General features: G+C 65.8%; 26 protein-coding genes. 16 read left to right on the forward strand and 10 right to left on the reverse strand.

Annotation, left to right across the window (positions count from 1 at the left end; translation table 11 throughout):
- The first annotated feature begins 88 nt into the window (after positions 1–88).
- Positions 89–1,369 carry a serine--tRNA ligase gene (gene serS / locus HMI60_RS00645; RefSeq protein ID WP_026267258.1) on the forward strand — a complete coding sequence of 427 codons (1,281 nt, stop codon included), beginning with the start codon at positions 89–91 and terminating at the stop codon, positions 1,367–1,369.
- Here serS and HMI60_RS00650 read toward each other — a convergent pair whose 3' ends face one another.
- The gene (locus tag HMI60_RS00650) at positions 1,370–2,110 is read right to left on the reverse strand and encodes a class I SAM-dependent methyltransferase (protein ID WP_193590367.1); all 741 of its coding nucleotides are present in this window, start codon (positions 2,108–2,110) and stop codon (positions 1,370–1,372) included.
- A gap of 186 nt (positions 2,111–2,296) precedes the next feature.
- On the opposite strand from HMI60_RS00650, the gene helR reads away from it, so the two are divergent.
- Positions 2,297–4,480, forward strand: a complete 2,184-nt coding sequence (gene helR / locus HMI60_RS00655; RefSeq protein WP_193590368.1) for an RNA polymerase recycling motor ATPase HelR — start codon at positions 2,297–2,299, stop codon at positions 4,478–4,480.
- An 81-nt stretch (positions 4,481–4,561) separates the two neighbouring features.
- Positions 4,562–5,407 carry a Cof-type HAD-IIB family hydrolase gene (locus HMI60_RS00660; RefSeq protein WP_039239123.1) on the forward strand — a complete coding sequence of 282 codons (846 nt, stop codon included), beginning with the start codon at positions 4,562–4,564 and terminating at the stop codon, positions 5,405–5,407.
- Between the two features lie 10 nt (positions 5,408–5,417).
- Here HMI60_RS00660 and HMI60_RS00665 read toward each other — a convergent pair whose 3' ends face one another.
- Positions 5,418–6,158 carry a GAF and ANTAR domain-containing protein gene (locus HMI60_RS00665; protein ID WP_189076516.1) on the reverse strand — a complete coding sequence of 247 codons (741 nt, stop codon included), beginning with the start codon at positions 6,156–6,158 and terminating at the stop codon, positions 5,418–5,420.
- Between the two features lie 134 nt (positions 6,159–6,292).
- On the opposite strand from HMI60_RS00665, the gene HMI60_RS00670 reads away from it, so the two are divergent.
- The gene (locus HMI60_RS00670; protein ID WP_018778369.1) at positions 6,293–7,069 is read left to right on the forward strand and encodes a sigma-70 family RNA polymerase sigma factor; all 777 of its coding nucleotides are present in this window, start codon (positions 6,293–6,295) and stop codon (positions 7,067–7,069) included.
- 13 nt (positions 7,070–7,082) lie between these two features.
- On the opposite strand, the gene HMI60_RS00675 is transcribed toward HMI60_RS00670, so the two are convergent.
- The gene (locus HMI60_RS00675; RefSeq protein WP_193590369.1) at positions 7,083–8,045 is read right to left on the reverse strand and encodes a glycosyltransferase family 9 protein; all 963 of its coding nucleotides are present in this window, start codon (positions 8,043–8,045) and stop codon (positions 7,083–7,085) included.
- Positions 8,046–8,131: 86 nt separating this feature from the next.
- Here HMI60_RS00675 and HMI60_RS00680 point away from each other — a divergent pair, with 86 nt between their 5' ends.
- Genes HMI60_RS00680 through HMI60_RS00710 form a run of 7 tightly spaced genes read left to right on the forward strand, consistent with a single transcriptional unit; the run spans position 8,132 to position 14,893 of the window.
- Positions 8,132–8,686, forward strand: coding sequence for an HAD-IIIA family hydrolase (locus tag HMI60_RS00680; protein ID WP_018778367.1), 555 nt, complete (start codon positions 8,132–8,134; stop codon positions 8,684–8,686).
- A complete protein-coding gene (locus tag HMI60_RS00685; protein WP_193590370.1) occupies positions 8,683–9,771 on the forward strand; it encodes a glycosyltransferase family 9 protein in 1,089 nt (362 codons plus the stop codon). The genes HMI60_RS00680 and HMI60_RS00685 overlap by 4 nt, the downstream gene beginning before the upstream one ends.
- Entirely contained in the window at positions 9,768–10,790 is a 1,023-nt protein-coding gene (locus HMI60_RS00690; RefSeq protein WP_193590371.1) for a glycosyltransferase, read from the forward strand. The genes HMI60_RS00685 and HMI60_RS00690 overlap by 4 nt, the downstream gene beginning before the upstream one ends.
- A complete protein-coding gene (locus HMI60_RS00695; RefSeq protein WP_193590372.1) occupies positions 10,787–12,055 on the forward strand; it encodes a glycosyltransferase in 1,269 nt (422 codons plus the stop codon). The genes HMI60_RS00690 and HMI60_RS00695 overlap by 4 nt, the downstream gene beginning before the upstream one ends.
- 56 nt (positions 12,056–12,111) lie before the next feature.
- A complete protein-coding gene (locus HMI60_RS00700; protein WP_052247085.1) occupies positions 12,112–12,744 on the forward strand; it encodes an SIS domain-containing protein in 633 nt (210 codons plus the stop codon).
- Complete coding sequence (locus HMI60_RS00705; protein WP_193590373.1) at positions 12,741–14,168, forward strand: PfkB family carbohydrate kinase; 1,428 nt, start codon at positions 12,741–12,743, stop codon at positions 14,166–14,168. Before HMI60_RS00700 ends, HMI60_RS00705 begins: the two co-directional genes overlap by 4 nt.
- Positions 14,169–14,197: 29 nt before the next feature.
- Complete coding sequence (locus HMI60_RS00710) at positions 14,198–14,893, forward strand: SDR family oxidoreductase (RefSeq protein WP_018778361.1); 696 nt, start codon at positions 14,198–14,200, stop codon at positions 14,891–14,893.
- On the opposite strand, the gene HMI60_RS00715 is transcribed toward HMI60_RS00710, so the two are convergent.
- On the reverse strand, positions 14,859–16,025 hold the full coding sequence (locus tag HMI60_RS00715; protein WP_227453623.1) for a glycosyltransferase family 9 protein: 1,167 nt from the start codon (positions 16,023–16,025) through the stop codon (positions 14,859–14,861). The genes HMI60_RS00710 and HMI60_RS00715 overlap by 35 nt on opposite strands.
- A 111-nt stretch (positions 16,026–16,136) precedes the next feature.
- On the opposite strand from HMI60_RS00715, the gene rfaE2 reads away from it, so the two are divergent.
- Both rfaE2 and HMI60_RS00725 read left to right on the forward strand, forming a co-directional pair.
- Positions 16,137–17,678: a D-glycero-beta-D-manno-heptose 1-phosphate adenylyltransferase gene (gene rfaE2 / locus HMI60_RS00720; RefSeq protein WP_193590374.1), complete on the forward strand. Its 1,542-nt coding sequence runs from the start codon at positions 16,137–16,139 to the stop codon at positions 17,676–17,678.
- 10 nt (positions 17,679–17,688) lie between these two features.
- Positions 17,689–18,723, forward strand: coding sequence for an NAD-dependent epimerase/dehydratase family protein (locus tag HMI60_RS00725; RefSeq protein ID WP_193590375.1), 1,035 nt, complete (start codon positions 17,689–17,691; stop codon positions 18,721–18,723).
- Positions 18,724–18,736: 13 nt separating this feature from the next.
- On the opposite strand, the gene HMI60_RS00730 is transcribed toward HMI60_RS00725, so the two are convergent.
- Positions 18,737–19,819 (reverse strand): aromatic acid exporter family protein, encoded by a 1,083-nt coding sequence (locus HMI60_RS00730; protein ID WP_227453624.1) that lies wholly within the window; start codon positions 19,817–19,819, stop codon positions 18,737–18,739.
- 183 nt (positions 19,820–20,002) lie between these two features.
- On the opposite strand from HMI60_RS00730, the gene HMI60_RS00735 reads away from it, so the two are divergent.
- Genes HMI60_RS00735 through HMI60_RS00745 form a run of 3 tightly spaced genes read left to right on the forward strand, consistent with a single transcriptional unit; the run spans position 20,003 to position 21,938 of the window.
- Complete coding sequence (locus HMI60_RS00735) at positions 20,003–20,938, forward strand: hypothetical protein (protein ID WP_193590376.1); 936 nt, start codon at positions 20,003–20,005, stop codon at positions 20,936–20,938.
- Positions 20,935–21,366 (forward strand): phage holin family protein, encoded by a 432-nt coding sequence (locus tag HMI60_RS00740; RefSeq protein ID WP_193590377.1) that lies wholly within the window; start codon positions 20,935–20,937, stop codon positions 21,364–21,366. Before HMI60_RS00735 ends, HMI60_RS00740 begins: the two co-directional genes overlap by 4 nt.
- Positions 21,363–21,938: a DUF3618 domain-containing protein gene (locus tag HMI60_RS00745; protein WP_018778354.1), complete on the forward strand. Its 576-nt coding sequence runs from the start codon at positions 21,363–21,365 to the stop codon at positions 21,936–21,938. Before HMI60_RS00740 ends, HMI60_RS00745 begins: the two co-directional genes overlap by 4 nt.
- 81 nt (positions 21,939–22,019) lie before the next feature.
- Here the strand turns inward: HMI60_RS00745 and HMI60_RS00750 are convergent, their stop codons facing one another.
- From HMI60_RS00750 to HMI60_RS00770, 5 genes are all read right to left on the reverse strand, one after another.
- Positions 22,020–22,619, reverse strand: a complete 600-nt coding sequence (locus tag HMI60_RS00750; RefSeq protein WP_018778353.1) for a hypothetical protein — start codon at positions 22,617–22,619, stop codon at positions 22,020–22,022.
- Positions 22,620–22,712: 93 nt separating this feature from the next.
- Positions 22,713–23,363 carry a hypothetical protein gene (locus HMI60_RS00755; RefSeq protein WP_227453625.1) on the reverse strand — a complete coding sequence of 217 codons (651 nt, stop codon included), beginning with the start codon at positions 23,361–23,363 and terminating at the stop codon, positions 22,713–22,715.
- Positions 23,335–23,970: an RDD family protein gene (locus HMI60_RS00760; RefSeq protein WP_026267254.1), complete on the reverse strand. Its 636-nt coding sequence runs from the start codon at positions 23,968–23,970 to the stop codon at positions 23,335–23,337. The genes HMI60_RS00755 and HMI60_RS00760 overlap by 29 nt, the downstream gene beginning before the upstream one ends.
- A 46-nt stretch (positions 23,971–24,016) precedes the next feature.
- Positions 24,017–24,823, reverse strand: a complete 807-nt coding sequence (locus HMI60_RS00765) for a hypothetical protein (RefSeq protein ID WP_193590378.1) — start codon at positions 24,821–24,823, stop codon at positions 24,017–24,019.
- A complete protein-coding gene (locus HMI60_RS00770) occupies positions 24,820–25,833 on the reverse strand; it encodes a hypothetical protein (RefSeq protein ID WP_018778349.1) in 1,014 nt (337 codons plus the stop codon). Before HMI60_RS00770 ends, HMI60_RS00765 begins: the two co-directional genes overlap by 4 nt.
- Positions 25,834–26,010 lie beyond the last annotated feature (177 nt).

A 26,010-nucleotide genomic window follows, 5' to 3' on the forward strand; every position in this document is an offset into this window, starting at 1 on the left:
GGCACCCCTGACTTTGCCGCGTCCGCAGAGCTGCCCGCTTTTGGCCCTGCGGACCGGAAATCCGTGGCTGATTCGATAGTCTTGTGTGGTGATCGACGTAAAAGACCTCAGCGAAAATCCGGACAAGTTCCGTGCCAGCCAGCGCGCCCGTGGCGCCGACGAGTCCGTTGTGGACGCGATCATCTCCGCTGACTCCGACCGCCGTGCTGCGCTGATCCGCCACGAGACCCTCCGCGCCGAGCAGAACGCCTTCGGCAAAAAGGTGGCCCAGGCCAAGGGCGAGGAGAAGCAGGCCCTGCTGGCCGAGGTCAAGGAACTTGCCAACTCGGTGAAGGCCGCGTCCGCAGAGGCAGCCGCTGCCCAGGCCAAGCAGGATGAGCTGCTGCGCGTCATCCCCAACCTGGTAGTGGACGGCGTTCCCGAGGGCGGCGAGGACGACTACGTTGTGGTCAAGACCGTCGGTACACCGCGTGAGTTCACCGACTTTGAGCCGAAGGACCACCTGGAAATCGGTGAACTGATCGGCGCGATCGACATGGAGCGTGGCGCCAAGGTTTCCGGCTCACGCTTCTACTTCCTCCGCGGCGTGGGCGCCCGGCTGGAAATGGCACTGCTGCAGATGGCCATGGAGCAGGCCATCGACGCCGGCTTCGTCCCCATGATCACCCCCACTTTGGTGCGTCCGGAGACCATGCAGGGCACCGGTTTCGACGTAAAGCACGACGCCGAGATCTACCGTCTCGCTGAAGACGACCTTTACCTGGTGGGAACCTCGGAGGTGGCCCTCGCCGGCTACCACGCAGACGAAATCCTGGACCTCTCAGCAGGCCCCATCCGCTACGCCGGCCAGAGCTCCTGCTACCGCCGCGAGGCCGGTTCGCACGGCAAGGACACCCGCGGCATCATCCGTGTGCATCAGTTCAACAAGGTGGAGATGTTCATCTACACCACGGTTGAAGAAGCAGCCGCCGAGCACGAGCGCCTGCTGGCCTGGGAAGAGGAGATGCTGGCCAAGTGCGAGCTTCCCTACCGCGTCATCGACACCGCTGCCGGTGATCTCGGCATGTCCGCGGCCCGGAAGTTCGACTGTGAAGCCTGGGTCCCCACGCAGAACGCCTACCGTGAGCTCACGTCCACGTCCAACTGCACCACGTTCCAGGCCCGCCGCCTGAACATCCGCGAACGCGTGGTCAACGACGAAGGCGTAGCCAAGGGAACACGTGCCGTTGCAACGCTGAACGGCACCCTGGCCACTACGCGCTGGATCGTGGCCATCCTTGAGCACCACCAGAACCCTGATGGTTCGGTCAATGTTCCCAAGGCGCTGCAGAAGTACCTTGGTGGCCTTGAGGTCCTTCCGGTTCTTTAGTCAGCTGGGCTTGCGCGCCAGGACGATCAGCTCGCCTTGGCCGCTGCCCACGCTTTCGCCGGCCCAGCCGCCGAGGATCCTTTCCACGGTGAATCTCGCTGCGCCCAGATCCCGGCGCAGTTGTTCCTCTGGGCGGAACGCAAGCATCGAGGTCCCTGTCTCACTGCTGCTTTCGTCGAGGACTCGGTATTCGGTGAGGGTTACGAGTCCTTCGCGGAGCTGATCACTCTCCATCCACGTTTCCACCGCGGTACCGTCGGGAAGCGTGTGCCGGCGCCGCGTCGCCGTCGGCGTCCAGCCCTCCCACGCCCTGGCATCAGGGTCCCGGGAATCGAAGGCCAACCGCCCCCCGGGTATCAACGCGCGGTGAACGTCGGCAAGCGTACGGGACCATTCGCCGTCGTCGTGGATGGCCTGGGCGACGTGCGCCGTCATGATTGCGACGTCGAAAACTTCCCCCTCCGGGATCTGGGCCGATGTGCCTGCGATCCACCTGACACCATCAGCGCCAGGCTTGCCGCGGGCTGCCGCGAGGGAGTCGGGGTTCGGGTCGACGCCCACCATGTCATGCCCCTGGGCGGCCAACGCCAAGGTGATTCTCCCCGTCCCGCACCTCAGGTCCAGGACCCGTCGGTTCGCTTGCTCGTTCACGAAGTCGAAGAAGAAATCGTCGTCCTCTGCCCAGCGGTTTTCCAGGTCGTAGAGTGCGGAGAGCTGGGCTCCGGTCAGTCGTGAACGCATCCGGCAACCCTACCCAACGCGCAAGGGGCGGGCACGCAACCCGGGCATGAAACGGGCACAAAAAAGGAAGGGAATTATCCCTTCCATATTCAATGTATAACCCACCCGGGGGCTTGCGGCAAGGCCCCCCTGGTGCCGAACAATTGATCCCCGAACCCCATAACCAACGCAAAAGGGAGTCGTGGGATGCCTGAAAACAACCGCCTGGGAACCAGTGCCTTTGCCCTGCCCGGGCACCTTGCACGCAAAGCGGATCCGCAACTGATCGGCGCTGATGAGCGGCAGTTCGACGCCATTGCAACCAGCCTTGAGGAATCGATCGCTGAACTGTCCGCCCGGTTGGAGGTCACCCGCAAGCAGCCCGGCGGCCGTGGCCAGGCTGCCTTGGACCGCGACCAGGAGATCCACAGGCTTACTGCCCGGCTGCGGGGACTCCGCCGCTTTGGATTGGATCTGTGTCTTGGCCGCATGGTGACAGCCGGTAGCCCGGAACCGGTTTACGTCGGCAGGCTGGGCCTCACCGACAGCCAGGGGAAGAGGCTCCTGATCGATTGGCGGTCACCCGCTGCCGAACCGTTCTTCGGAGCAACACATGCCAACCCGATGGGCCTGGTGAGCCGGCGCCGGTACCGCTGGACCCGTGCCAGGGTGACCGACTACTGGGACGAAGTTTTCACCGCTGCCGGCATGGAAGAAAATGCCGCGCTTGATGACCAGTCCGCCTTTATCGCGAGCCTTGGGAGCAGCCGCTCGCCGCGGATGCGGGATGTCCTGGGGACTATCCAATCCGACCAGGACCGGATCATCCGTGCCGGCTCGCGTGGGGCGCTGGTGGTCGACGGCGGTCCTGGTACCGGTAAGACGGTGGTTGCCCTGCACCGCACGGCCTACCTTCTGTACTCCGATCCCCGGCTCAGCCACCGCAACAACCACGGAAGAAGCGACGTACTGTTCGTCGGACCGCATCAGCGCTATTTGGCGTACGTGGCCGATGTCCTCCCAAGCCTGGGGGAGGAGGGCGTGCAAACGTGCACGTTGCGGGACCTTGTCCCCGAAGGTGCCGGTGCCGGCGTCGAACGCGATGCCGAGGTGGCCCGGCTCAAATCTTCCGTGGAGATGATCAAGGCAATTGAACGCGGTGTGAGGTTTTACGAAGAGCCGCCAACCGAGGGCATGGAAGTGGAGACCCCCTATGCCGACATTTGGCTGGGCAGCGACGATTGGGCGGAGGCTTTTGAAGCGGCCGAGCCCGGTACGCCGCACAACGAAGCGAGGGACGACGTCTGGGATGCTTTGCTTGAGATCCTGGCGGACAAGCTGGGCGAGCACGATGTGCCGGAGGCCATGCGTCGCAGGGCTTTGAGCCAGGGCGCGGAGCTGCAGTCGGCCTTCAACAGGGCGTGGCCGCTTCTCGATTACGCGGCGCTGGTGGCGGACCTGTGGCGCGTGCCGGCCTACCTCCGGTTGTGCGCTCCGCACCTGCAGCCCGGGGAGCGGGAGATGCTTCATCGCGAAAACCCGGAGGCGTGGACTACGGCCGACCTCCCGTTGCTGGATTCGGCGCGGTTGCGCCTCGGCGACCCGGAGGCATCCACCCGACGCCGGCGGCAGGCGGCGGTCCTGGCGGCGGAGCGCGAATTCATGGACCGGGTGGTGGACGACCTCATTGCCGCCGATGATTCCGAGAACCTGGAAATGTACATGCTGCGCGGCGACGACATGAGGGAGAAGCTGGCAGGCCAGGACGCTGTGGAAATACCCGATCCGGATGTCCTCACCGGACCTTTCGCGCACATCGTGGTGGACGAGGCCCAGGAGCTGACGGACGCAGAGTGGCGGATGCTGCTGCAGCGCTGCCCGTCCCGTAGCTTCACAGTGGTGGGGGACCGCGCCCAGGCCCGGCACGGGTTTACGGAATCGTGGGAGGAACGCCTTCACCGGGTGGGCATGGAAAATGTTGCCCTGGCCGGCCTCAGCATCAACTACCGCACTCCCGAAGAAGTCATGGTGGAGGCCGAACCCGTCATCCGTGCCGCCCTCCCGGACGCGAACGTACCCACCTCGGTCCGCAGCAGCGGGATCCCGGTGGTCCATGGCGTGAGAGAGGACCTGGAAACGATCCTGGACGCGTGGCTCGATGCGAACAGTGAGGGCACCGCCTGCGTCATCAGCCAGCCGGTCGTGGGCGAAAACCCGCAGTGGGAGCGGGTCAGCCGGCTCACCCCGGAGGTGTCCAAGGGCCTTGAATTCGACCTCGTGGTCCTGATCGACCCGGACGATTTCGGTGCCGGGATCGAAGGCGCCGTGGACCGGTACGTGGCGATGACCCGGGCGACGCAGCAACTCGCCGTCCTCCGGAGCGCACTGTGATGACACTGTTCACGCTCCGTTAATCGCCCGCTGTGGCGCCGGTCCTAGTTGAGTGTCGGCGGTGTCTGGTCTACTGGAAGCATGACTATTTTGACTGATACTCCAGTTGCTGGCATCGATGACCAGCCCAACGAAAACACCAAGCTCATGATCGCCCTGGACGTCGATGGCACCCTGGTTGACCATGACGGCCACATGACTCAAGAGGTTCGCTCCGCTGCCCAGGCAGTGGTCGCCAAGGGGCACGACGTCATGATCGCCACCGGCCGGTCCCTCAACGCGACGCTGCCGATCATCCAGCAGATCGGCATGGAGCGGGGCTATGCAGTGTGCTGCAACGGCGGCGTGACCCTCCGACTGGATCCCGCCTTGGAATCCGGTTACGAGATCATCCACAAAGCAACGTTCGACCCCGCTCCCGCCCTGAAGGCGCTGCGGGAACGGCTGCCCAACGCCAAGTACGCCCTGGAGGACGAGGACGGCAACTTCCTTTCCACGGAGCGTTTCCAGGATGCCAGCTTCGGCGTGGAGTCCATCGGTGTCGATTTCCAGACGATGCTCGATGCCACAGCTGTCCGCGTAGTGGTATTCAGCAGCGAGAACACTTCCGAGGAGTTCAACGAGGCCATCCGGCACATCGGGCTTTCCGGCGTGACCTACTCCGTCGGCTGGACGGCCTGGTTGGACATCGCCGCTGAGGGTGTCACCAAGGCCAGCGCCTTGGAGGCTCTCCGTCGCCGGCTCGGCACGGACCAGGCCAACACAGTGGCCGTGGGCGATGGCCGCAACGACATCGAGATGCTCACCTGGGCCGGTCGCGGCATCGCCATGGGCCAAGCCCCCGATGAGGTGCTCGCCGTTGCGGACGAGGTCACCGCGTCCGTGCTCGACGACGGCGCGGCGCTGGTTTTGCGCGGCCTGCTGTAAGGATCCGCACTCACTGGAAGTACGTCTGAACCTGCCCGCCCCCGGCTGACTCGACGATTGCCTGTGCCACCGCCCGGAGCTTGACGTTCCGGTTGCTCGAAGCCTTCTTGATCAGTTCGATCGCTTCTTCCTGGGTGCAACGGTTCTGGGCGATGATGATGCCGGTCGCCACGTCGATAACGGTGCGGGATTCCATGGCGGCACGCAGGTTTGCCGCTGTTTGGCTGTGCTGTGCCAGCAGTATGGCCAGCTGAAGACCCTTGGAAGCCTGCACCACGTAGTCGTTGGCGCGCTGCACGGCCGCTGCGTCGAAGGCGTTGGGGCGGTCGGAATACAGGTTCAGGCCCGCCGTGGACGTGTCGTCCGGGAGCGGGAAGGGAACGGCCAACACTGAACGTACGCCGTGGCCAGTGATGGCCTCGTTGTATTCCGGCCAGGTGTTGTCTTTCTCAAAGTCGGGTATGTGGACCTGGGTGCCCTCGCGGCAGGCGTGGAGGCAAGGTCCATCGGCGAACGCGTATTGAACCTCGTCGAGTCGCCGCGCACGTTCGCTGCTGCTGGCCACCGTGCCCGCGGTCCTCTGACGCATCAGCGTAATTCCGCAGTAGACCTCTGAATCGGAGTTGCTGAACATGCCGGCCGAGTGCCGTGCCAACTCCTCGAGGAACACTTCCACATCCGGGGTGTTGAGCAGCATGTCCTGGATATCGGCCAGGACCGTGCTCGGCGCTGCGAGCTGTGGTTCTTCCATGTAAATCTCCGATTCGGTGGACGCGGCTACCTTTTGAGCCTAAACCCGTTGAAAGCTAATAGTAAGTGTGCTTCTCTTTTTAAGGAGTCTTGCCGTGGGCTCACCACCCCAGCAGGTTTGAGGATTGAAGCCCCATGCGACAAATCCCACCGTCCGACGTCCTGACACGTCCCCCCGCCAATGCACCCGAAGGGAGCATCCGGCAAAGCTTCCAGGACAGCCTGGTCCTGGACCATCTCAATCTGGCCAAGTCCATTGCCGCCCGATACTCCGCCCACACCCATGACCTGGATGACGTCCGCCAGGTTGCCTACATGGGCCTGATCAAGGCGGCACGTGGCTACGACAAAGCCAAGGGCGTCAGCTTCCCGGCCTACGCAGCCCCAACAATTGCCGGCGAGGTGAAAAGGTACCTTCGCGACCATTGCTGGGTAGTGCGGCCACCGCGTCCCATCCAGGACGTGCGGCGCCAAGTGTTGGCCCGCACGGAAGAGATGACCCAAACCCTGCAGCGGACGCCGTCACCGCAAGATGTGGCAACGGACCTGAAGCTTGAGCCGGGCCTGGTGCAGGAAGCCCTGACGGCTGGAACCAGCAAGCGGCCCGATTCGCTGGATGCCCCCGCCGCGGAAGGCCGCGACGGACTTCACGGATCCTTGTCCGCCTTCGGTTGCCCGACAGACAGGCTCGAAGACGTTCTTGCGCTGCGGAACGCCATCCGCGGATTGAGTGCGGAAGACCGGCACCTGCTCTACCGGCGCTATTACCGGGAGGAAACGCAGTCCACCATCGCCGAAGCCCTGGGAATCTCGCAGATGCAGGTGTCACGGAAACTCTCAAGGGTTCTGGTTGCCCTCCAGAAGCAACTGTTGGACGACGAAGCCCAGCTCCGGAACGGGACGGCCCCCTGACCGCCGCTGTTGCCTAGCAGCCAAGACGCTCCACGGCGTCCAGGACGTCGCGGACGCTGACGGCCAACAGTGCGGGGTCGGGTTCGGCCGAGAAGACATCACCGCGGCGGAGTTCGACGGCGGTCAGCACCACGTGCGGTCCCGGCGGCGGTCCCCACTCCTCCGCTGGCGCCGGCCCGAAGAGGACCACGGAAGGGCGCTCGTAGGCGGATGCCAGGTGGGCTGCGCCGGTGTCGGCGGAAACCACCAGGCGCGCTTCTGCGATGGTCGCCGCGAATTCGGCGAGGCCCTGCTGCCCGGCAAGCACGCCGTCGTCGAGGTTTGCTCCCTTGAGCCTTGCCAAAGCGGCCACCTCCTCCGCCCGGGCACGCTCCGAAGCGCCCCCTGTGAGGACGATGCGGTGCCCTGCAGCGGCGAGGTCGACAGCGACGTCGGCGAACCGTTCCACGGGCCACAACCTGCTCCCGTACGCGGCACCCACATGGATCACGGTGGCGCCGGGGCGTGGCGAGGAGACGGTGGGGCGGTTGAGGCGGTAGTCGAGGGGATCGGCGTCGATCCCATGCCAGGTGAGCAGGCGGGTCCAGCGTTCACGTTCCGGAATGCCGGTGATCCATGAAGGTCCGGCGATTCCGTCGGATGCGTGTGCAACAACGCGGTTGGCGCCCAGTTCCTGAATGCGGAGCCGGCTCTCCGCGCCGTTTCCGTGCAGGTTGACGGCCACATCCACCGAACCGTGCGGAAGGGTGAGAGGCTCGTCCAACCCTGGTGTTGGCAGGTGTTCAACACCGCCCACCAACTCCAAGGCCCCCGCGATCCAGGCCGGCCCGGCGTACAAAATCCGGTGCTCCGGAAACGCCCGCCGCAAGCCCCGCAGGGCCGGAACCGCCACCAGGAGGTCGCCGAGTTTCAGGGCGCGCAGGGCAAGCAGCAGGGGTTGGTTCCGGTTCCCGTCACTGTCCAAAGCTATGTCCATAGAGGCCTCCCGCTGTGAGTCTAGCGGTACGAAACTTCTCACTGCCGCGTTGTTTAGCGTCAGGAGAACTGGGGAACGTTGCGGGTATGGGAGGAACCGGAACGTTGAAGGCGGTCCTGTTTGACCGCGATGGAACACTCGTTGTCGATGTGCCGTACAACGGCGATCCGCAGCTGGTGCGGCCCATGGCCGGCGCCCTGGAAGCACTGGACAGAGTCCGCGCGGCGGGCCTGGCCACCGGAGTGTTAAGCAACCAGTCAGGCGTGGCCCGCGGGCTGCTGACCCTGGACCAGGTGGCATCGGTGAACCGCCAGGTGGAGCAGCTGCTGGGCCCGTTCGACGTGTGGGAAATCTGCCCCCATGGACCGGAAGACGGCTGCGCGTGCCGCAAGCCCGCTCCCGGAATGATCCTGGCCGCGTGCACCACTTTGGACATCGCGCCGGAAGAGATTGCCTTCATTGGCGATATCGGCTCCGACATCGAGGCTGCCACGGCTGCCGGCTCCCGTGGAGTGCTGGTGCCCACGCCTGTGACCCGGCAAGAGGAGATCGACGCTGCAGGGCTGGTGGCCATGGACCTGGGCCACGCCGTGGAACTGCTTCTCGCAGGGACGCCGGAAGAACAGGGCGCCCCTGCATGAGCCGCGTCCTGGTAGCCCGTTTGGACAGCATGGGTGACGTCCTTCTCTCAGGGCCCGCCCTGCGTGCTGTGGCGAACGGAAACCGTTCCGACGGCAGCCGGCCCAACGACGTCGTCCTCCTCTGCGGCCCGGACGGGGCAGCCGCCGCAGGGATGCTGCCAGGGGCGACCCAGGTGCACACGTGGGCGTCGCCCTGGATAGTGAATCCGGCCCCGCCCGTAACCGGGGAAATGACCAACGGACTCATTGATTTCGTCCGCAGCTCCCGCATCCAGGAGGCCGTGATCCTCACGTCCTTCCACCAATCTCCGCTCCCGCTGGCGTTGCTCCTGCGGCTCGCCGGGGTCACGAAAATCACCGGCGCATCCACGGACTACGCCGGCTCCCTCCTGGACGTCCGCCTGAAACCTGGCGAGGACTTCCCCGAAGACCAGCCGGAAACCGTGCGTGCCCTCACCATCGCCGAAGCCGGCGGCTACGTCCTGCCCAACGGTGACGACGGCAAACTGCGCATCACCCCGGGCCCGGACCATGAGGGATTGGCGGGTGAACTGGCTGAAGCGGGACCCTACATCGTGGTGCACCCGGGCGCTGCGGCACCGGCCAGGGCATGGCCTGCACTGCACCATGCGGCAACCGTGGAATTGCTCGAAGCCTACGGTCACCGGGTGGTGGTCACGGGCGGCCCCAGCGAAGCGTCTCTCACGGCAACGGTGGCCGGCCCTTCTGCCAGGAACCTCGGCGGCGGAACCAACCTCCGGACGCTGGCGGCGATACTGGCCGGGGCCGCCGTCGTAGTGACCGGAAATACCGGGCCCGCCCATCTGGCGGCAGCGGTTGGAACCCCGGTGGTGTGCTTGTTCGCGCCTGTGGTCCCGGCCATCCGTTGGGCTCCTTACGGCGTCCCCTTGGAGCTGCTGGGTGACCAGGACGCTGCCTGCAAGAACTCCCGTGCCCGCATTTGTCCCGTCCCCGGCCACCCATGCCTGAGCTCCGTAACCCCGGAACAGGTGGTCGAAGCGGTGGAAAGGCTCCTGGGAGGCATCTCCTCCCTGACCAGCCGGCGAAAGGTGTGGAAACCATGAGGATCCTGGTGTGGCACGTCCACGGCGGGTGGATGGAGGCTTTCGTCCGCGGCCGGCATGAATACCTGCTTCCGAAAACGTCCGACGGCGGCGCCTGGGGGTTGGGGCGCGGTGGCCGTGACTGGCCAGCCGCGGCTCAGGAAGTGGACCTGGCCGGACTCGATCCGGACAGTGTGGACGCAGTGGTCCTGCAACGCCCCGAGGAAATCGCGGCAGTGGCGCGGATTCTGGGACGCCGGCCGGGTGTCGATCTTCCAGCGGTGTACCTGGAACACAACACCCCCAAAGGCGACGTTCCGTTCACGCTGCATCCGTTGGCGGACCAGAGCAGCATACCGGTGGTCCACGTGACCTACTTCAACCAGCTTTTCTGGGACACGGGCTCGGCAAGCACCACGGTCATTGAACACGGCATCCCGGATCCTGGCCATCTCTACACCGGCGAGCTGGAAGAAATGGGTGTGGTGGTCAACGAACCCGTCCGGCGCGGCCGCGTCACCGGAACGGACCTGCTCCCGGGATTCGCGGGCGTGGGGCCTTTGAGGGTCTTCGGAATGGGCGCCGAAGCACTGCCCCGGGAACTGGACCTGGAGAGCCTTGGGTTCGGCAACGACAGACTCCGGATCTCCGGAGACCTGCCCGCCCGGCAACTCCACGGGCAGCTGGCCCGCTGCCGCCTCTACCTGCATCCCCTGCGGTGGACCTCGCTGGGCCTGGCGTTGCTGGAAGCCATGCACCTGGGCATGCCCGTACTGGCCCTGGCCACCACCGAAGCGGCCCGGGCGATACCGCGCGGAGCAGGCTTGGTCTCCAACGACGTCGGCGAACTCCAAAGGTTCGCAAAGCGGTTGCTGGATGACCCCGAGGACGCGTACGCGATGGGGATCGTCGCGAGGGAGGCTGCCTTGGAACGGTACGGTCTGGGCAAATTCCACCGGGCCTGGGACGAACTCCTGGCCGGGCTGCCCGCCGGCCGCCACACAGCGGCCAGCCATGACACAGAGAGGACGCACCCATGAAAATCTCCATGGTTTCCGAACACGCCAGTCCGCTGGCTGCCCTGGGAGGCGTTGATGCCGGAGGACAGAACGTCCACGTTGCGGCACTGTCCTCGGCCATGGCCGACCGTGGACATCAGGTCACGGTGTACACCAGGCGTGACGATCCCGGACTGCCCGCAAAGGTGCAGGTTGGTCCAGGACTCACCGTGGTCAACGTTGACGCGGGTCCGGCCAAAAGGGTTCCCAAGGACGAACTGCTGCCTTTCATGGGCGAGTTGGCGGACGGTATCTGCGCCGATTGGGCGGGCCAACTGCCGGACGTGGTCCATGCCCACTTCTGGATGTCCGGCCTCGCGGCAATCCAGGCATCGCGTCGGGCGGGAGCTGCCGATCCCGTGCCCGTGGTCCAGACCTTCCACGCGCTGGGCTCGGTCAAACGAAGGCACCAGGGGGCCGCAGACACCAGCCCGCCCGCCCGGCAGTGGCTGGAACCCTGGGTGGGCCGCACCGCTGACTGGGTGATCGCCACGTGCCCGGACGAGGTCTTCGAACTCAAAGCCCTGGGCATCAGCCGGTCAAAAATCTCCATCGCGCCCTGCGGCGTGGACCTCAACCTCTTCACAGGAACGTCCGACGCCGAGCCCAAGTCCCGCACGCACCGGATCCTGAGCGTGGGTCGCCTGGTGCAACGCAAGGGAGTGGACCTGATCATCCAGGCCCTGCCCCTGCTGGCCGAGGCCGGCTTCAACGACGTGGAGCTGCTGATTGTTGGTGGTTCCGGGGACGCCCTCAATCTCGAAGAGGATCCCGAAGCCCAACGGCTCAGGTCCTTGGCCAAAGAGCTCGGCGTTGAGGACAAGATGACCATGCGCGGCCAAGTGCCCCGTGGTTCCATGCCCGCGATTTTCCGCAGCGCGGATGCCGTGGTCTGCGCGCCCTGGTACGAGCCGTTCGGCATCGTTCCCCTCGAGGCAATGGCTTGCGGCGTGCCCGTGGTGGCTGCAGCGGTGGGCGGACTCCGGGAAACGGTCGTGGACCAGAAGACAGGACTGCATGTCCCGCCCAAGGATCCCGAAGCCCTTGCCGAAGCACTGGCCAGGTTGCTGGGAAACCCGGAGCTTCGTGCTGACATGGGCCGCGCCGGTGCCCGCCGGGCACGTTCCCGGTACTCCTGGGAACGCATCGCCGCGGACACCGAGAAAGCGTACAGATCTGTTCTGGCTGCCGGGTTGTCGCGGCAAGCCGATGACGTCCTGGAACCACTGGAAGGAACGGCGCTGTGACCTTTGAAAGCCGTGTGACTACCGAGTCCGTGCTCCCGGGCCGCGTACCCGGCGCCATGCCGGCGCGTTGGGCCACCGATCCCGGCGATCCCACCCACAACACCGAAGTCACCCGGCACTTGGACAACGTCCTCCCCGCGTTGGAGTCCTTGCGCTCGCAATCGCACCGGCTGTCCGGGTGGGGAACGGAGCTGGCAGCCAGGCTGCTGTCCGGGCAGCGCCTTCTGGCGGCGGGCAACGGCGGATCAGCGGCGGAAGCCCAGCACTTCACGGCCGAATTGGTGGGCAGGTTCGACGACGAACGGGCGCCCTTCTCCGCGATCTCCCTCCACGCCGAGTCATCCGCGGTCACCGCACTGTCCAACGACTACGGCTATGAGGAAGTGTTCGCGCGCCAGGTCAGGGCCCACGGCCGGGCAGGTGACGTACTGATGCTTCTGTCCACCAGCGGACGCAGTCCCAACCTGCTCAAAGCTGTCCGTGCGGCGCGTGACCGCGGCATCGTTACCTGGGCCCTCACCGGCCCTGGCCCCAACCCGCTCGCCGACGCCTGCGACCAAGCCGTCACAGTGGACGCCATCGCAGCCAACGCGCAGGAAGGCCACCTCATCGCGGTCCACGCCGTGTGCCGGGCCTTTGACGCGGAGATCGCACGGCGTGCCGGCACTCAGGTGGGTGGCCGACCATGAAGATCACGGTTGTTGGCGATCTGCTCCTGGATGTCGACATCAACGGTGCCGCCACCCGGCTGAGCCCCGACGCGCCGGTGCCGGTGGTCGACGTCGCGGACGTCCGGCGTCGAGCGGGTGGCGCCGGGCTGGTCGCCACCGTGCTGGCGCGCGACGGCCACGACGTCACGCTGGTCACCGCGCTGGCGGACGACGACGGCGCAAGCCACCTCAGGCGCGCACTGGCTGGTGTTTCCGTGCTCGCCGGAGCCCCGCTGGCTCCCACGCCCACCAAGACCCGGGTGCGGATCGGAACGCATCCGATGGTCCGGTTCGATCAAGGATGTTCACCAGCCCCCGTCCCGTCCAGCACCGGGGAGATGCTCGGAGCCATCGTGTCGGCGGACGCCGTGGTGGTGGCAGACTACGGGCGGGGAATCACCGCGAACCCGGCTATCCGGGCGTCGCTCGCGGAAGCTGCCCGGCATGTTCCGGTGGTGTGGGATCCGCACCCTTCCGGGTCGGTCCCCGTGGCGGGAGTGTCCATGGTGACACCCAACTTTGCCGAAGCACTCGCCTTTGCCAAGGCCGCAGGCCTGGAGGGGAACCACCTTGGGGCCGAAGTTGCCGGGCGGTTCCTGCTGGACGCGTGGGGAAGCGCGTCCGTGCTGGTGACGAAGGGCGAGGACGGCGCCGTCCTGCTCGCGGCGGGCGCTCAGCCGCAGGGCATTCCGGCCCCGAAGACCCACGTCAGCGATCCCTGTGGTGCCGGCGACCGTCTTGCCGGGAGCCTCGCTGTTCACCTGGGCAAAGGACTGGGCCTGGCGGAAGCTGCCGCGCGGGCCGTGGGGGACGCTTCAGCATTCCTGGCCGCCGGCGGTGCGGCGGCGCTCGCAATGGTGGGGGACGAAACAGCGGTCCAGGTGGCGCCCGGGGCGGGACCCGTCGTCGAACCCAAGGGTCTGGAACTGGTGGATAGCGCCGACCTCCGCCAGGACGGAGTCCGCCTGGCCCGATCCACCCGCGAAGCCGGAGGCACCGTAGTGGCCACGGGTGGATGCTTCGACCTCCTCCACGCGGGCCACGCCCGGACGCTGGCAGCGGCGCGAAGCATGGGCGACTGCCTGATCGTGTGCCTGAACTCGGACGAATCCGTCCGGCGGCTCAAAGGCGCGCATCGGCCCATTGTCAGTGTGGAAGACCGTGCCGAGTTGCTGCTGGCGCTCGAATGCGTTGACGCGGTGGTGGTCTTTGACGAAGACACCCCCGAAGCCTGCCTCCGCGGAATCCGGCCCGATATCTGGGTCAAAGGTGGCGACTACACCCCCGAAGAATTGCCGGAAGCCCGCGTCCTTGAGGCGTGGGGAGGGCGCTGTGTCACAGTGCCCTTCCATCCGGCACGCTCCACCAGCGGCCTGGCTGCAGCCCTTGCCAAGGTCAGCTGACCATCAGCAGGATCAACGAAAGGAACCGCATGAACACGCAAACACCTGGACGCGTCATCGTCACCGGAGGCGGCTCCGGCCTTGGCGCTGCGATCGTTGAGGCCATCCGCGACGCCGGCGGTACGCCGTTCGTCTTTGACCGGGATGTCAGCAACGTCTCGGGGGCCAAAGCCCTGGAAGTGGACGTCTCCGACCGGCAGGCCGTGGAATCGGCCGTCAAGGAAGTCGCCGAAAGCCTGGGCGGCCTGGACGGAGTGGTCACTGCCGCAGGGATCGACCGCTGCGGAAAGCTGGGCGACGTTCCGGCCGAGGAATGGGAAAAGGTCATCGGAGTCAACCTCCTGGGAACGGTCTCCGTGGTCCGGGCAGCCCTGCCGTACCTCAAGGGATCCCGTGGCCGGGTCATCACCATCGCCTCCACCCTTGGCCTTCGGGCACTGCCGGATGCCACCGCGTACTGCGCGTCAAAGTTCGGCGTGATCGGGTTCAGCCGCGCACTCGCGGCCGAAACCGGGGGAGTCATCGGGGTCACCACCATCATCCCGGGTGGCATGAAGACCCACTTCTTCGATGACCGCGACGAACAGTACAAGCCGCAGGACGACTCCAAGCTCAACGACCCCGCCAATGTGGCGCAGGCCGTGGTGTTCGCCCTCTCGCAGCCGTTCGGCAGCGAGGTCCGCGAACTCCTTATTTGCCCCGCAGAAGAAGGCTCGTGGCCGTAAGGTCCAGCACGTCCTGAACAACGTCGGCCACGGCGATGCCCCTGATGAGGGTGTCGTCGTGGCCGCAGTGCGGAGCCGTCCAGCCGACTTGGGTGATGTCCGCTCCGCAACGGGGGCAGCGAGTCACCCAGGACATGTGGACGCGGTGCATGGCCCGCCCGCGCGGGCCGGCATTGATGGCGTTGCCCAGCCAGAAGACCCCCACAGTGGGAGTGCCAAGTGCTTGTGCCAGGTGCCGTGGGCCGCTGTCGCTGGCCAGCATTACCGACGCCTCTGCCAGCAGGGCCGCCAGATCTCCGATGTCGAGCTCGCCGGCCACGGACGTCACGGCCTGCCGATGGGCCTCCGTGAGCTGCCGCCGGGCCAGCCCGGCAACTTCCTGGGCCAACGCCTTTTCCGAGCTGTCGCCGACGACCAGCACCTGCGCCCCTTCCGCCGCGATGCCCGCCGCAGCTTCGGCAAAGTTCGACGCCGGCCACCGCCTTCGCGGATCGGTGGCACCCGGGTGGACCACCACCAGCGATGACCGCAGAGGGTCCCTTAACGTGGCAATGTTCTGCCGGTGCCCGTGCTTGGGGAGCAGGACAGCGGGGACACTGCCGGGTGCCCCGGCCAGGCCGGCTACTTCCAGCCAGCGCTCCGGTTCGTTCTGGTAGTAGACGTAGTCCAGGTTCCGCTCCAGATGTTCGGCGTCCTTGGTGCGCGTTCCGGCCGTGTGCCGCGCCCCCAGCCGGAGCAGGAAGGGGTTGGAAAACCGGCCACCACCGTGCATCTGGAGCGCAAGGTCGAACTCCCTGGCCCGCATCGCCTCAAAGAAGGCTTCCTGGGCGGCCGTGTCCTCAGCATCGTCCTCGAAGTGCTCGCCGTTGCGGGGACCGTCGTGGACGCCGCGCGCCACCGGAAGCAATTCGACGTCGTCTACCGGACCGTCCGTAGCGGCGGCCAGGGCTGCGTGCACGGGCGTGCCCAGCAGCGTGACGGTGGCCTGCGGATAGGCGCTTTTCAGTGCATTCAGGGCGGGGTAGGTGTAGATCAAATCGCCCAGTCCGCCGCCCCTGAGCACCGCGATCCGCTGGACTCCACGGAACTTTTCCAGCACGGGCCCCATTCCGGGACACAAACGAACATCCATGAGCGGTTTCTTTCTTCAAGGTAGCGAAAACTCCCGGGTCCGGCGTGTGAAGCGCGTGCCGCGGGGTACCTGTCGGGAACAGGAACATGCCGTTCTACCGGAAGGTACCCCATGGCACGCCTATCCAATCAAGAAGGCCTGGCTGACTGGTTGCCGGGCCGTTTGGCCGAGGAACGCCCTGTCGTGACGGTCATCGGCGACTCCATCCTTGACGGTTGGTGGGAGGGAACCATCGAAAGGTTCTGCCGCGAAGCCCCCGCTCCCGTAGTCCAGGTCCAGCGCCGCGACTTCGCTCCCGGCGGTGCTGCCAACACCGCGATGAACCTCGCAGCCTTGGGCGCCGAGGTGCGCTTCGTGTCGTTGATCGGCGAGGACGCTGCCGGGGCAACACTGGCCGCCGCCCTCGAAGCAGCAGGAGTCGACGTTTCCCATCTGGTCCGGCACCCTGCCATGACCACCACTACCAAGTTCCGGGTGAGCAGCGCCGGGCAAGTGATGTTGCGGCTGGACGATGCCGCCACGGAAATTCCCGACGCGGGCCGTGGGGAAATGGCCGCCGCAGTGCCGGAGGCACTTCGTGGCTCCGCTGCCGTGGTGCTGTGCGACTACGGCGCAGGGGCACTGGAAGGCCCGGTGCGCAGTGCGATCCTGGATCACTTGGCCCCCGGCGTTGACGGCGGTATACCGGAGCCCCGGCAGGACACGCTTGTTGTGGTGGATGCCCACAACCCAGCCGACTGGGCCGCACTCAGACCGGACCTGGCTACCCCCAACGCCCAGGAAGCGGCAAGGCTGATCGGTTCGGAATTCCCGGGCGGTGCTGCCCGGTGCCCCTTCGTGGAAGCGCATACGGACCAGCTCCTTCGCGCCTCAGGTGCGGCCGCCGTCGTCGTGACCCTGGACCGGGAGGGGACGCTGACCATCCGTCCGGACAGCACGCCAACGGAACCGGCGACGCACCGGACCTGGGCCCGGCCGCAGGCGGAGAAGCAGGCCTCCGGAGCCGGCGACACGTTCGTCGCGGCCCTGACCCTGGCCCGGGCGGCAGGCTTGCCCCTGACCACCAGTGTGGATCTGGCACAAGCGGCCGCCGACGTCGTGGTCCACAGACCGGGAACCTCTGTCTGCACCACCAGCGAACTCACCAAACACCTCAGCGGCTTCGCGGACACGGCGTTGACGGACACAGAGCTGGCTGCACACATCCAGGAGCACCGCAGGGAAGGACGCAGGATAGTGCTCACCAACGGCTGCTTCGATGTCCTCCACCGCGGCCATACCCGCTACCTGAACCAGGCCAAGCAGCTGGGCGACGTGCTGGTGGTGGCACTGAACAGCGACTCCTCAGTACGGCAACTCAAAGGTCCCGACCGCCCGGTCAACCACGAAGCCGACCGGGCCGCCGTCATCGCCGCCCTGAGCTGCGTCGACCATGTGACTATTTTCGATACCCCCACGCCGATCCCGCTCATCGAACTCCTGCAGCCTGATGTCTACGCGAAAGGCGGGGACTACACCCCGGAAATGCTCCAGGAGACGGAAGCCGTGGAAAGCTACGGCGGCACGGTGACCATCCTGGACTACGTGCCCGAGCATTCCACCACAGCGGTGCTCGAACGCATCCGCTCAAGCGGCGAGAACCATGAAGGCTGAGGAACCACGCATGCGCATTGCGATCATCGGAGCCACCGGACACGGCGGAACGGAACTGCTCAAACGGCTGCAGAAGGCGCGTTCCGAAGAGGGCGCGGACCTGGAACTTGTGGGCGTGGTACGCCGGGAACCGGATCCGGATGCCGCCCCCTACCACGGGGTGGAGTGGCACACCCTGGACATCGGCTCGCCCACGGACCAACCGGCACTCGAAACTGCCCTCGCCGGGGCCGACGCCGTGGTTCATCTGGCCTGGCTCATCCAGCCCAACCACGACAGGGAACTGCTGCGACGCACCAACGTGGAGGGCACGGCCAACGTCCTGGCCGCCGCGCGCAAAGCCGGGGTGGGGCACTTTGTCTGCGCTTCCTCCGTGGGAGCCTACTCGCCGGCGCCGAAGGACCAACGCACCAAGGAAGGCTGGCCCACTGGCGGTATCCGCAGCTCGCACTACAGCGCGGACAAAGCGGAGCAGGAACGCCTCCTGGACGAGTTTGCCAAAGAGAACCCGGACATTGTGGTGGCCCGCCTCCGCCCGGCTTTGATGTTCAGCTCCGGAGGCGGAAGCGAAGTGGGCCGCTACTTCCTCGGCCGGCTCCTGCCCCGGTTGGTTCCGCGTAAGCCATGGCTCCCGGTGCTGGCCCTACCCAAAGAGTTGGTGTTCCAGGCCGTACACACGGCGGACGCCGCGGATGCGTACTGGCGGGTGTTGGAGCACAAGGCCGAGGGCGCCTACAACATTGCCGCCGAACCGGTGATAGACCCCAACGCGCTCGCATGGATCTTCAAGGCCAGGCGTTTGCTGCCGTTCCCGCTCGCGGTGCTTCGCGCCGTCGTCGAGGCCACGTGGCGTTTGCGCCTGCAGGTGACCGACGGCGGCTGGGTGGACATGGCGGCCAACGTGCCCATCATGGATTGTTCCCGTGCGCACAGCCTGCTGGGCTGGTCGCCGAAGCATTCTTCGCTGGAGTCCCTGGCAGAGATGCTGGAGGGAATCGGAGCGGGCAAGGGCCGGTCGGGTTCGCCGCCACTGAGGCCGCGCTGAGGTAGATCCAGCCCTATTCCGACGACAGCACCACGGTCAGGATCCGGCGCAGGCTCATGGCCACGGAAGCCGGTGCGTTCACGGGTGCCTGGCCCGCCGCAGCCTCGGCCACGGCGTTGCTCAGGGCGGTGATGCTGTCCTTCGCATCAGCCATGCGTCTGGTCAGCTCGCCGGATTCCCCGTCCCGCCAATGGTCCACAACAGAGGCCACGGCTTCCAAAGACTCCGAAAGGTAGCCCACCACAGCGTCCGGGATGACTGTTCCGGCGCCTTCTTCCCAGATGGCACTTGCCAGGACGTCGGTGATGTCCTGGACGTGGAAAGTGAGCCGTTCGAGGGTCCGCAAACCTGAGAGATCGGCCGGTAGGCGGGTCGCACGACGCCGGGACCTGGGATTCGCTTTGGCGCTCAGCTCCGCTTGGTGCACCGCTGTCCGCACCGCGGCCGCAGTGAGGGACAGTTCGTCGCTGCGGCTCGCCCATGCTTCGTGGTTGGGCGGCCAGGACTCCTCCATGGCCTTCGCCATGTCTTTGAGCTGCCGTGAAAGTGCTTCCTGGTGGCCGGCGATCGCGGGGTCGATGTCGTCCAGGTGCAGGGGCGGAACCACCAGCCAGTTGACGGCGAACCCCACGGCGACGCCCAGTGCCATCTGCAGGACGTACGCGAAGGAGAACCCCTCCGTGTTCGAGTCGCCCAACACCAGGACGAACAACGCAGCCATGGGAATCCATTCAGAGGCACTTCCCAGCCGGGGCAGGCCGCCGATCAGCACGCCAAGTCCCACGACCAGGGCGACGGCAAAGGCTGTTGGTGCGGTGACCGTGGTGATGGCGAAGGCCATGCCGATACCCAGCACCAGGCCGGCCAGGCTCTGGAGTCCGTGCTTGGCGGAGTCCGCCACGGTGGGGTGCATGCTGACCAAGGCACCCAGGGGCGCGTAGTACGGGTACTCAGCGGCGGGGCCGGGCATGAAGGGGGCGATGTACCAGGCCAATCCAGCGGCGATGGCTGTTTTGGCGGCGAACAGGAGTCGATGGCGTGTGACGGTTTTACGCAGCGCGGGAATCAGCCGTCGCCTGGAGGGCATGGGGCTCATCAATCCAACGGTCGCAGGTATGTGCCCTGGTGTCGAGCGGAAAGCGCTGAACGTGAGCGGAACCATGATTACTGGATACATGTGATTAGAACCACGGCATCCGGGTACACACCCATTGATAGTAACGATGCTTACTATTCCGGCTGCTGTCCGCAGCCTGCCAACTGTGGAAAGAGAGCAACAATGACTGAGCGCCAATCGCCGCAGGACGGAAGCTTCGCGGCGCCGAGAGGCGGAGCCCACGCAGGGACCGAGCCTTTTTCCGGAAGCTACCTGGACTCGCCGGACGTTGAAACCGATGCCACGTTAACAACTGGTTCCGCAGGTTCCGGTACCGGATCTGCGGATTCCGGCACCGTTGAAACTGCCAAGCAAGAGGCCGCGGGTGTGGCCGGAGCCGTCGGTGACGCGGCCAGCGGAGTGGTGGACACCGCCAAAACCGAGGCCGGCCACGTAGCCCGTGAGGTCAAGGTGAACGCCCGCCAGCTGCTCACCCAGACCAAGGGTGAGCTTGCCGACCAGGCCCAGGTCCAGCAGCAGCGCGTTGCCGAAGGGCTGCGCTCCATCTCTGACGAACTGTCGACCATGGCAAATTCCACCCAGGACGGCGGCGTTGCCACGGATCTCGTCCAACAGGCTGCCCAGCGGTCTTCATCCGTTGCGCAGTGGCTGGAAGGCCGCGATCCCGGTTCGCTGCTCGACGAGGTCAAGGGCTTCGCCCGCCGCAAGCCAGGGACGTTCCTCCTGTTGGCCGCCGGAGCCGGTGTCCTTGCAGGTCGACTGGGCCGCGGCATGGCCGGTAACGCCTCCGACGCCGCCTCGGCGCAAAGCACGACGCCGGCAACCACCCCCCGCGCAGAGTACTACCCCTCTTCCGGCGGAGCGGTAACGCCTCCGGCCGTGGATCTGCCCGGACCGCAGGCAACCACTGCAGGATACGGCTCGGCAACCACCGTGGGAACTCCCGGAACGCCTGGGTACGACGCCGGAACCACCGGAGGCTTCGAAGGCTCCACGCTCCCGTACCCGGAGACCGAAGCCGGTGGGATCAAGGCCCAGGGCGATCCGCTCGCGGGCCCGCTTGATCCGGACAACCCCCCGTACGGAGGTAACCGATGAGCAGTCCCACCGATTTGCCCCCCACCGCGGCCCACGAGAAGGCGGAAAACCTGCCACTCGGCGAGCTGCTGGGCGACCTGACGCGTGACGTTTCGACGTTGATGCGCCAGGAAGTGGAGCTGGCCAAGGTGGAACTCAAGGAGTCCGCCACCAAGGCAGGGAAGGGCGCCGGACTGCTGGGCGGAGCTGCCTACGCCGGCCACATCACGATGCTGTTCCTGTCCATAGCCCTCTGGTGGGCCTTGGGCCAGCTCGTTGGACTCGGGTGGTCCGCCGTCATCGTCGCGGTCATCTGGGGAATCGTCGCTGCTGTCCTGGCGGTCAAGGGCCGCAAGGAACTGAACACCATCAAAGGCATGCCCCGGACCGCTGAGACGGTCAAGGAAATACCACCCGCTTTGAAACCCAACACTGAGGAGACACGATGACGCAGAACCCCGACGCCCTGCGCGCGGACATTGAAGAAACGCGCCGCCGGCTCAGCACCAACGTTGATGCCGTGGCTGACAAAGTCACGCCGTCACACATCGTCAACCGCCGGGTGGACAAGATCAAGACAGCTGTTTTCGGCGCCCGCGACGACGTCCAGGACCGGGCAAGCACCGCCGCCCACCAAGCACAGGACACTGTGTCCGGAGTGGTTTCGGATATCGGCGATGCCCCGCAGGCCATCACCCGCAAGGCCCAGGGCAGCCCTGTCGCCGCAGGGCTGATTGCTTTCGGCGCCGGCCTTCTGGTCTCCTCGCTGTTCCCCGCGTCTGAAAAGGAGCGCGAAGCAGCGCAGGCAGTCAAGGAAGCAGCCCAGCCGCTGACCGATGAGCTGAGCCACGCGGCACAGGAAGTCGCGGAGCACCTTCGCGAGCCCGCCCAGGACGCCATGCAGAACGTCAAGGACAGCGCCACGGAAGCTGCTGCCAACGTCAAGGATGAAGGCCAGGCTGCGGCCGCCGACGTCCAGGACCGGGCAGAGACAGCCAAGGACAACGTCAGCAACCAGTAAGCCGGCCTGCCAACCCGGGAAGGGGACAGCAAACGCCGCAGTGCATCCTCATTGCGACGTAAGTTGTCCCCTTTCCGGGTGTCAGCGCACTTCGAGGATCATTTGCAGCAGCCGCGCAGCAGCCGGGCGTGCTGCATGCTCTTCGGCCCATTGCGCGCGGGCCAGTGCCTTGCTCACAGCCTGCGTAGTGATACCCAGTTCCTGCGCAACGGCTTTTTGCTGGCCCCGGACTCCGGGCGTCAGCAGGTCCAGCACCCGCCACTCCGCAGCGCTGCGGTGTTGAACAATATGGCCAAGAAGCCGCAGTACGGCTTCTGCTTCGGAAGCCAGGGCGGCCAGAGGGCCGTCCACCGCGACGGGTATCCGCTCCTTGCTGGAGCGGAGCCTGTCCACGGCCCGCCTGGCATATACCAGCCCGTGGCCTGAGGCGTCTTTCACCAGGTTGGGCAGCGGCTCATTGATGGGGCCAACACCAATTCCCACATACCACTGGCCGGTCCGGAGCGCGATCAAGGCGGTCTCTACGGCCTGGTGGCTGGATTCCACGATGCCCTGTACCTCATCCTCAACCGAGCGGTCGAAATCCAGGCGGGCAGGAATGTGCCGCAGGTCCTTGAGCAACTGCGGCACAAGATCGCCGTCGCGGCGGCTGTCGCGCTGGTTGATGGTGAGAGTGAACATAGTGGATCACATGCTACCGGCTGGTAGCAGCTCTGCAAGGGCACAATTCCCCTGTTACTTGCTTCGTGACGGGCTCCGCGAACTTCCGGCGGCTCAGTCCAAGGCGGTGGGTCCAGTCAGTACGACGGCGGGCAGCGCACCTGCCGCTGGACGGCCGGCGCCGGGTGTGCCGGAGTCCCACATGGCTCCTTGGATGGCCTTCACCAGCGGGGCCGGATCCTCGTTCGCGGCGAAGACCCAGAACGTATCGCGGGCCTGGAACACTACTGCGTTCCTGCCGCCCGCACCCAGAGAGACCTTGTTCCTTGCCACCAGGCGCCTGTCCGGATCAGTGTTGTCGGCGGTAGTCACGGCCTTGAGCGTCCCGGGCGCGATCGCGTTCCAAGGAAACACCAGCAGGGTGCTCTTTTGCGAGTACTTGGCCACGATTCCCCCGTCAAAGACCAGGAGTTTCCGGAAACTGCCCAGCAGGGTCATGGACCACAGCACCAAACCGGTGAGGGCGCTGGCGGCAATAAAGAGCAGGGGATCACCGAAATGTCCGGCCTCCCGGGTGGAGCGGAGCGGGCTGACGAACTCGGCGATGGTTCCAAAGAGGAAGCCAACCAGCAGGCATGGAATCAGCGCCTTCCAGTAGATGCGCCGCGAAGAAGCGACATACCGGAGTCGCCCCAGCCCGGGTCCAAGCCGGCGCTCAACACGTCGTACCAGCCAGTTACGGCCGCGCATCCGGGCGCTGGCCATAGAGGTTGGGCAGGTTTTGCTGTTGTGCCGAGGCCGCTTGCTCCGCGGCAACGGCTTTGGGATCCGGGACCGGCTGCTGGCCTTTGGCGATGCCGGAGCGCCGGTCCATGGCAGCAAACTTGGGATCCCAGGTGTCATCTCCGCCGCCGCTCAATGCAGCAGCGATAACCATCACCACGAAGAACGGGAAGAACGACCAGCAGATGGCGCGCCATCCGCCCAACCAGGCACCCGCCGTCGTGCCGTTCTTGATCCGCACCGAGCGCATGCCTGCAGCGGCGTCACCGACGCTGCCCACAGTTCCCCAGATCATGCCGTAGATGAACAGACCCACGAACCACAGGACGACGTACAGGGTCAGCCAGAAGCCGTCATTGAACCCGAGCGTCGAGCCGTTGTTCATCATGGACTCACGGACCACTGCGGCGATGGCTGCCAGGATGACGTAGCCCACCAGGAACACGACCGCATCCAGCACGCGGCCCCAAAAGTGGGCTGCTCCGGATGCCTTGACGAAGTACGCGCCCGTGTCGGGGTGGCGGCGTACGGCACGTCCGGTGAGGGGGTCCACCATGCCGGTTGCGGTTGTGGGCTTCGTAGCGCTCATGAGGGGCTTTCGGTTCGACGGCGGGTTGCGGCTTGGGTGCGGGAGATCAGGCCAGCCCGGCAAGTCCGCCCAGGACGCGGGCCAGGGACGGGGCAGATGTTTCCTTCAGTTCGAAGGAAACGCCCTCGCCCTGCTCCGGAAGGCCGGGCTCCTGCGAGCCCTCCACGCGAGGCGTCAGAACGTGGACGCCGGACGGGCCGGTGTAAACGGTGACGGTAGGAAATTCATTGGTGTCGGAGTTGAACGCAACAACGTTGCTTGCGGCCTGCGTATCGGCCAGGGCCGTGGCGGCATGGGCCTCGAACTGGGCTTCCGTGTACACCGCAGGGTCCGAGTCGCGGGCGGCCGCGTGCTCGGGATCCACGAATTCGGCGAGGCGCGGTACCAGTTGGTCCCGGGTGACAACGGTGAAGCCGTGAAGGCCGCCTTCGTCCACTTCCTCCAGCAGGACGCCTTCGTCATGGACGTAGCCGTACAGCCAGCGCTTGCCGGTGGAGACGGTCCGTTCAACGGAAACAACGTTGCTGCCGCTGCGGCGAAGGGTCAGGGCGCCGGTGATTTCCTCCGTGGCGTGCAAACGGGAGGGTTCCATTTCGCCTTCAAAGATCACCGGGTAGACGAGTTCCTTGGCGAGCAGCCCGCGCAAGGCCACGGCGCACATGATGTCCTTGTTGGCGTCCTGGGCTGAAAGCCACGGCAATGCCACCAGTTGCTCGTGCTGGACGCCGTCCAGTGCCACGACTTCCTCATCGGTCAGCGTGGGCAGGGGCGCTCCGATGGCGCTGGCTGATGCCAGGACCTTGGCTGCGGCCTGGACATCCCGTTCGGTCCAATTCATGGTGCTCGTTGTCATCCGAATATCCCTCCGACAAAGTTTCCGACCGACTTGGCGGCATTACTGACTCCGTCTGCCACCTTACTGCCTACATCCTTGGCGAAATTGCCCACTTCCTTGGCGCCGTCGGCAATGTAACTGCCGGGGTTGCGGGCAAAGTTGGAGATGGAATCCCAATTGTCAGCCACCAGGTTGCCCAGCGCCCACGCTCCGGCAACCAGCCCGGCACCAATGACGATCGGCGCACCGATGGGACCCAGAAGGGCCGCGCCGCCGGCCGTCATGAGCATGATGCTGCCCACGCCGCCCACCACGGACAGCCCGCCGGCAACCCTGTCGCCGGTTCCGCGCCAACCGTCATGCTGGGGGCTGATCATGTCGCTGATGCCGCCCACGATGTTCAGTGGTGCAGCGACAGCCCCGGCGATCCGGAGCCCCTTGGAGAACTTGCTCGCCTCCTGGAATGCCGTGCTGTACGGGATGTTGGCTTTGAGGTCGGTGATGACGTCCGTGACCTTTTCGCCGTTGCGCAGCGCGGTGATGCCGTCCCGCAGCACGCTGCCACCGGCGCGCCAGTTGGTCAGGATCTCTTTGGTCTGCCCGTACCGCAGGTGCCGGGGGATGACATTTCCGGCGGCGTCCGGCTTGACCGGAAGGAGGTACTTGAAGGCCGTCCACAGCGGAGCAGCCACACCTTTGGCGCCCATGGCGGTGTCGTAGACATCCTTGAGGACGCCCACCGACGTGCCCGAGCCGTCATTGTGGCTGGCGAATTCCTGCTGGTTGGCGTGCTTCTTCAGCTGGCTCGCGTTTTCCCGGAGCATGTTGGCGGCCTTGACCAGGCTCTGCCGGTGCTGGCTGTTCCAGTCACCCTTGAAGACCGTGGCGTCGCGGCCCTGCCAGGCTGTCGTGGAATTGATCGCGTTGGACAGCTGCGTGCTTTGCAGGCTGATGGCGTCGGCGGCTTTGCCCATCACACCCGCCAGACTGCGAAGTTGCGCGATATCCGCGCCGTAAAACCCAGCCATATGGAACCCCCTGTGTGCAAGCATCGAAAAGTCTCATCCCAGCCTAGGGGGCCGGGCAAGCTCCCGCGATGGGTAGTCATGCCCATCAAAGCAACGCGGGGTCACTTATGGCCCATGTTCGACTCCCGAATGGGCCATAAGTGACCCCGCGTTGCTTTAAAAGCACGACGGCGGTTG

The organism is Paenarthrobacter sp. YJN-D (genome assembly GCF_015040335.1).
Classification (GTDB): domain Bacteria; phylum Actinomycetota; class Actinomycetes; order Actinomycetales; family Micrococcaceae; genus Arthrobacter; species Arthrobacter nicotinovorans.

Coding starts and splice junctions, on each gene's coding strand:
- HMI60_RS00750 (WP_018778353.1), bottom strand. CDS start 22,619: ATGTTCACTCTCACCATCAACCAGCGCGACAGCCGCCGCGACGGCGAT.
- HMI60_RS00740 (WP_193590377.1), top strand. CDS start 20,935: ATGAGCAGTCCCACCGATTTGCCCCCCACCGCGGCCCACGAGAAGGCG.
- HMI60_RS00675 (WP_193590369.1), bottom strand. CDS start 8,045: ATGGACATAGCTTTGGACAGTGACGGGAACCGGAACCAACCCCTGCTG.
- HMI60_RS00760 (WP_026267254.1), bottom strand. CDS start 23,970: ATGAGCGCTACGAAGCCCACAACCGCAACCGGCATGGTGGACCCCCTC.
- HMI60_RS00685 (WP_193590370.1), top strand. CDS start 8,683: ATGAGCCGCGTCCTGGTAGCCCGTTTGGACAGCATGGGTGACGTCCTT.
- HMI60_RS00650 (WP_193590367.1), bottom strand. CDS start 2,110: ATGCGTTCACGACTGACCGGAGCCCAGCTCTCCGCACTCTACGACCTG.
- HMI60_RS00765 (WP_193590378.1), bottom strand. CDS start 24,823: ATGACAACGAGCACCATGAATTGGACCGAACGGGATGTCCAGGCCGCA.
- HMI60_RS00770 (WP_018778349.1), bottom strand. CDS start 25,833: ATGGCTGGGTTTTACGGCGCGGATATCGCGCAACTTCGCAGTCTGGCG.
- helR (WP_193590368.1), top strand. CDS start 2,297: ATGCCTGAAAACAACCGCCTGGGAACCAGTGCCTTTGCCCTGCCCGGG.
- HMI60_RS00735 (WP_193590376.1), top strand. CDS start 20,003: ATGACTGAGCGCCAATCGCCGCAGGACGGAAGCTTCGCGGCGCCGAGA.
- HMI60_RS00660 (WP_039239123.1), top strand. CDS start 4,562: ATGACTATTTTGACTGATACTCCAGTTGCTGGCATCGATGACCAGCCC.
- HMI60_RS00670 (WP_018778369.1), top strand. CDS start 6,293: ATGCGACAAATCCCACCGTCCGACGTCCTGACACGTCCCCCCGCCAAT.
- HMI60_RS00695 (WP_193590372.1), top strand. CDS start 10,787: ATGAAAATCTCCATGGTTTCCGAACACGCCAGTCCGCTGGCTGCCCTG.
- HMI60_RS00745 (WP_018778354.1), top strand. CDS start 21,363: ATGACGCAGAACCCCGACGCCCTGCGCGCGGACATTGAAGAAACGCGC.
- HMI60_RS00715 (WP_227453623.1), bottom strand. CDS start 16,025: ATGGATGTTCGTTTGTGTCCCGGAATGGGGCCCGTGCTGGAAAAGTTC.
- HMI60_RS00690 (WP_193590371.1), top strand. CDS start 9,768: ATGAGGATCCTGGTGTGGCACGTCCACGGCGGGTGGATGGAGGCTTTC.
- HMI60_RS00725 (WP_193590375.1), top strand. CDS start 17,689: ATGCGCATTGCGATCATCGGAGCCACCGGACACGGCGGAACGGAACTG.
- HMI60_RS00705 (WP_193590373.1), top strand. CDS start 12,741: ATGAAGATCACGGTTGTTGGCGATCTGCTCCTGGATGTCGACATCAAC.
- HMI60_RS00730 (WP_227453624.1), bottom strand. CDS start 19,819: ATGAGCCCCATGCCCTCCAGGCGACGGCTGATTCCCGCGCTGCGTAAA.
- HMI60_RS00680 (WP_018778367.1), top strand. CDS start 8,132: ATGGGAGGAACCGGAACGTTGAAGGCGGTCCTGTTTGACCGCGATGGA.
- HMI60_RS00755 (WP_227453625.1), bottom strand. CDS start 23,363: ATGGCCAGCGCCCGGATGCGCGGCCGTAACTGGCTGGTACGACGTGTT.
- HMI60_RS00700 (WP_052247085.1), top strand. CDS start 12,112: ATGCCGGCGCGTTGGGCCACCGATCCCGGCGATCCCACCCACAACACC.
- HMI60_RS00710 (WP_018778361.1), top strand. CDS start 14,198: ATGAACACGCAAACACCTGGACGCGTCATCGTCACCGGAGGCGGCTCC.
- HMI60_RS00665 (WP_189076516.1), bottom strand. CDS start 6,158: ATGGAAGAACCACAGCTCGCAGCGCCGAGCACGGTCCTGGCCGATATC.
- rfaE2 (WP_193590374.1), top strand. CDS start 16,137: ATGGCACGCCTATCCAATCAAGAAGGCCTGGCTGACTGGTTGCCGGGC.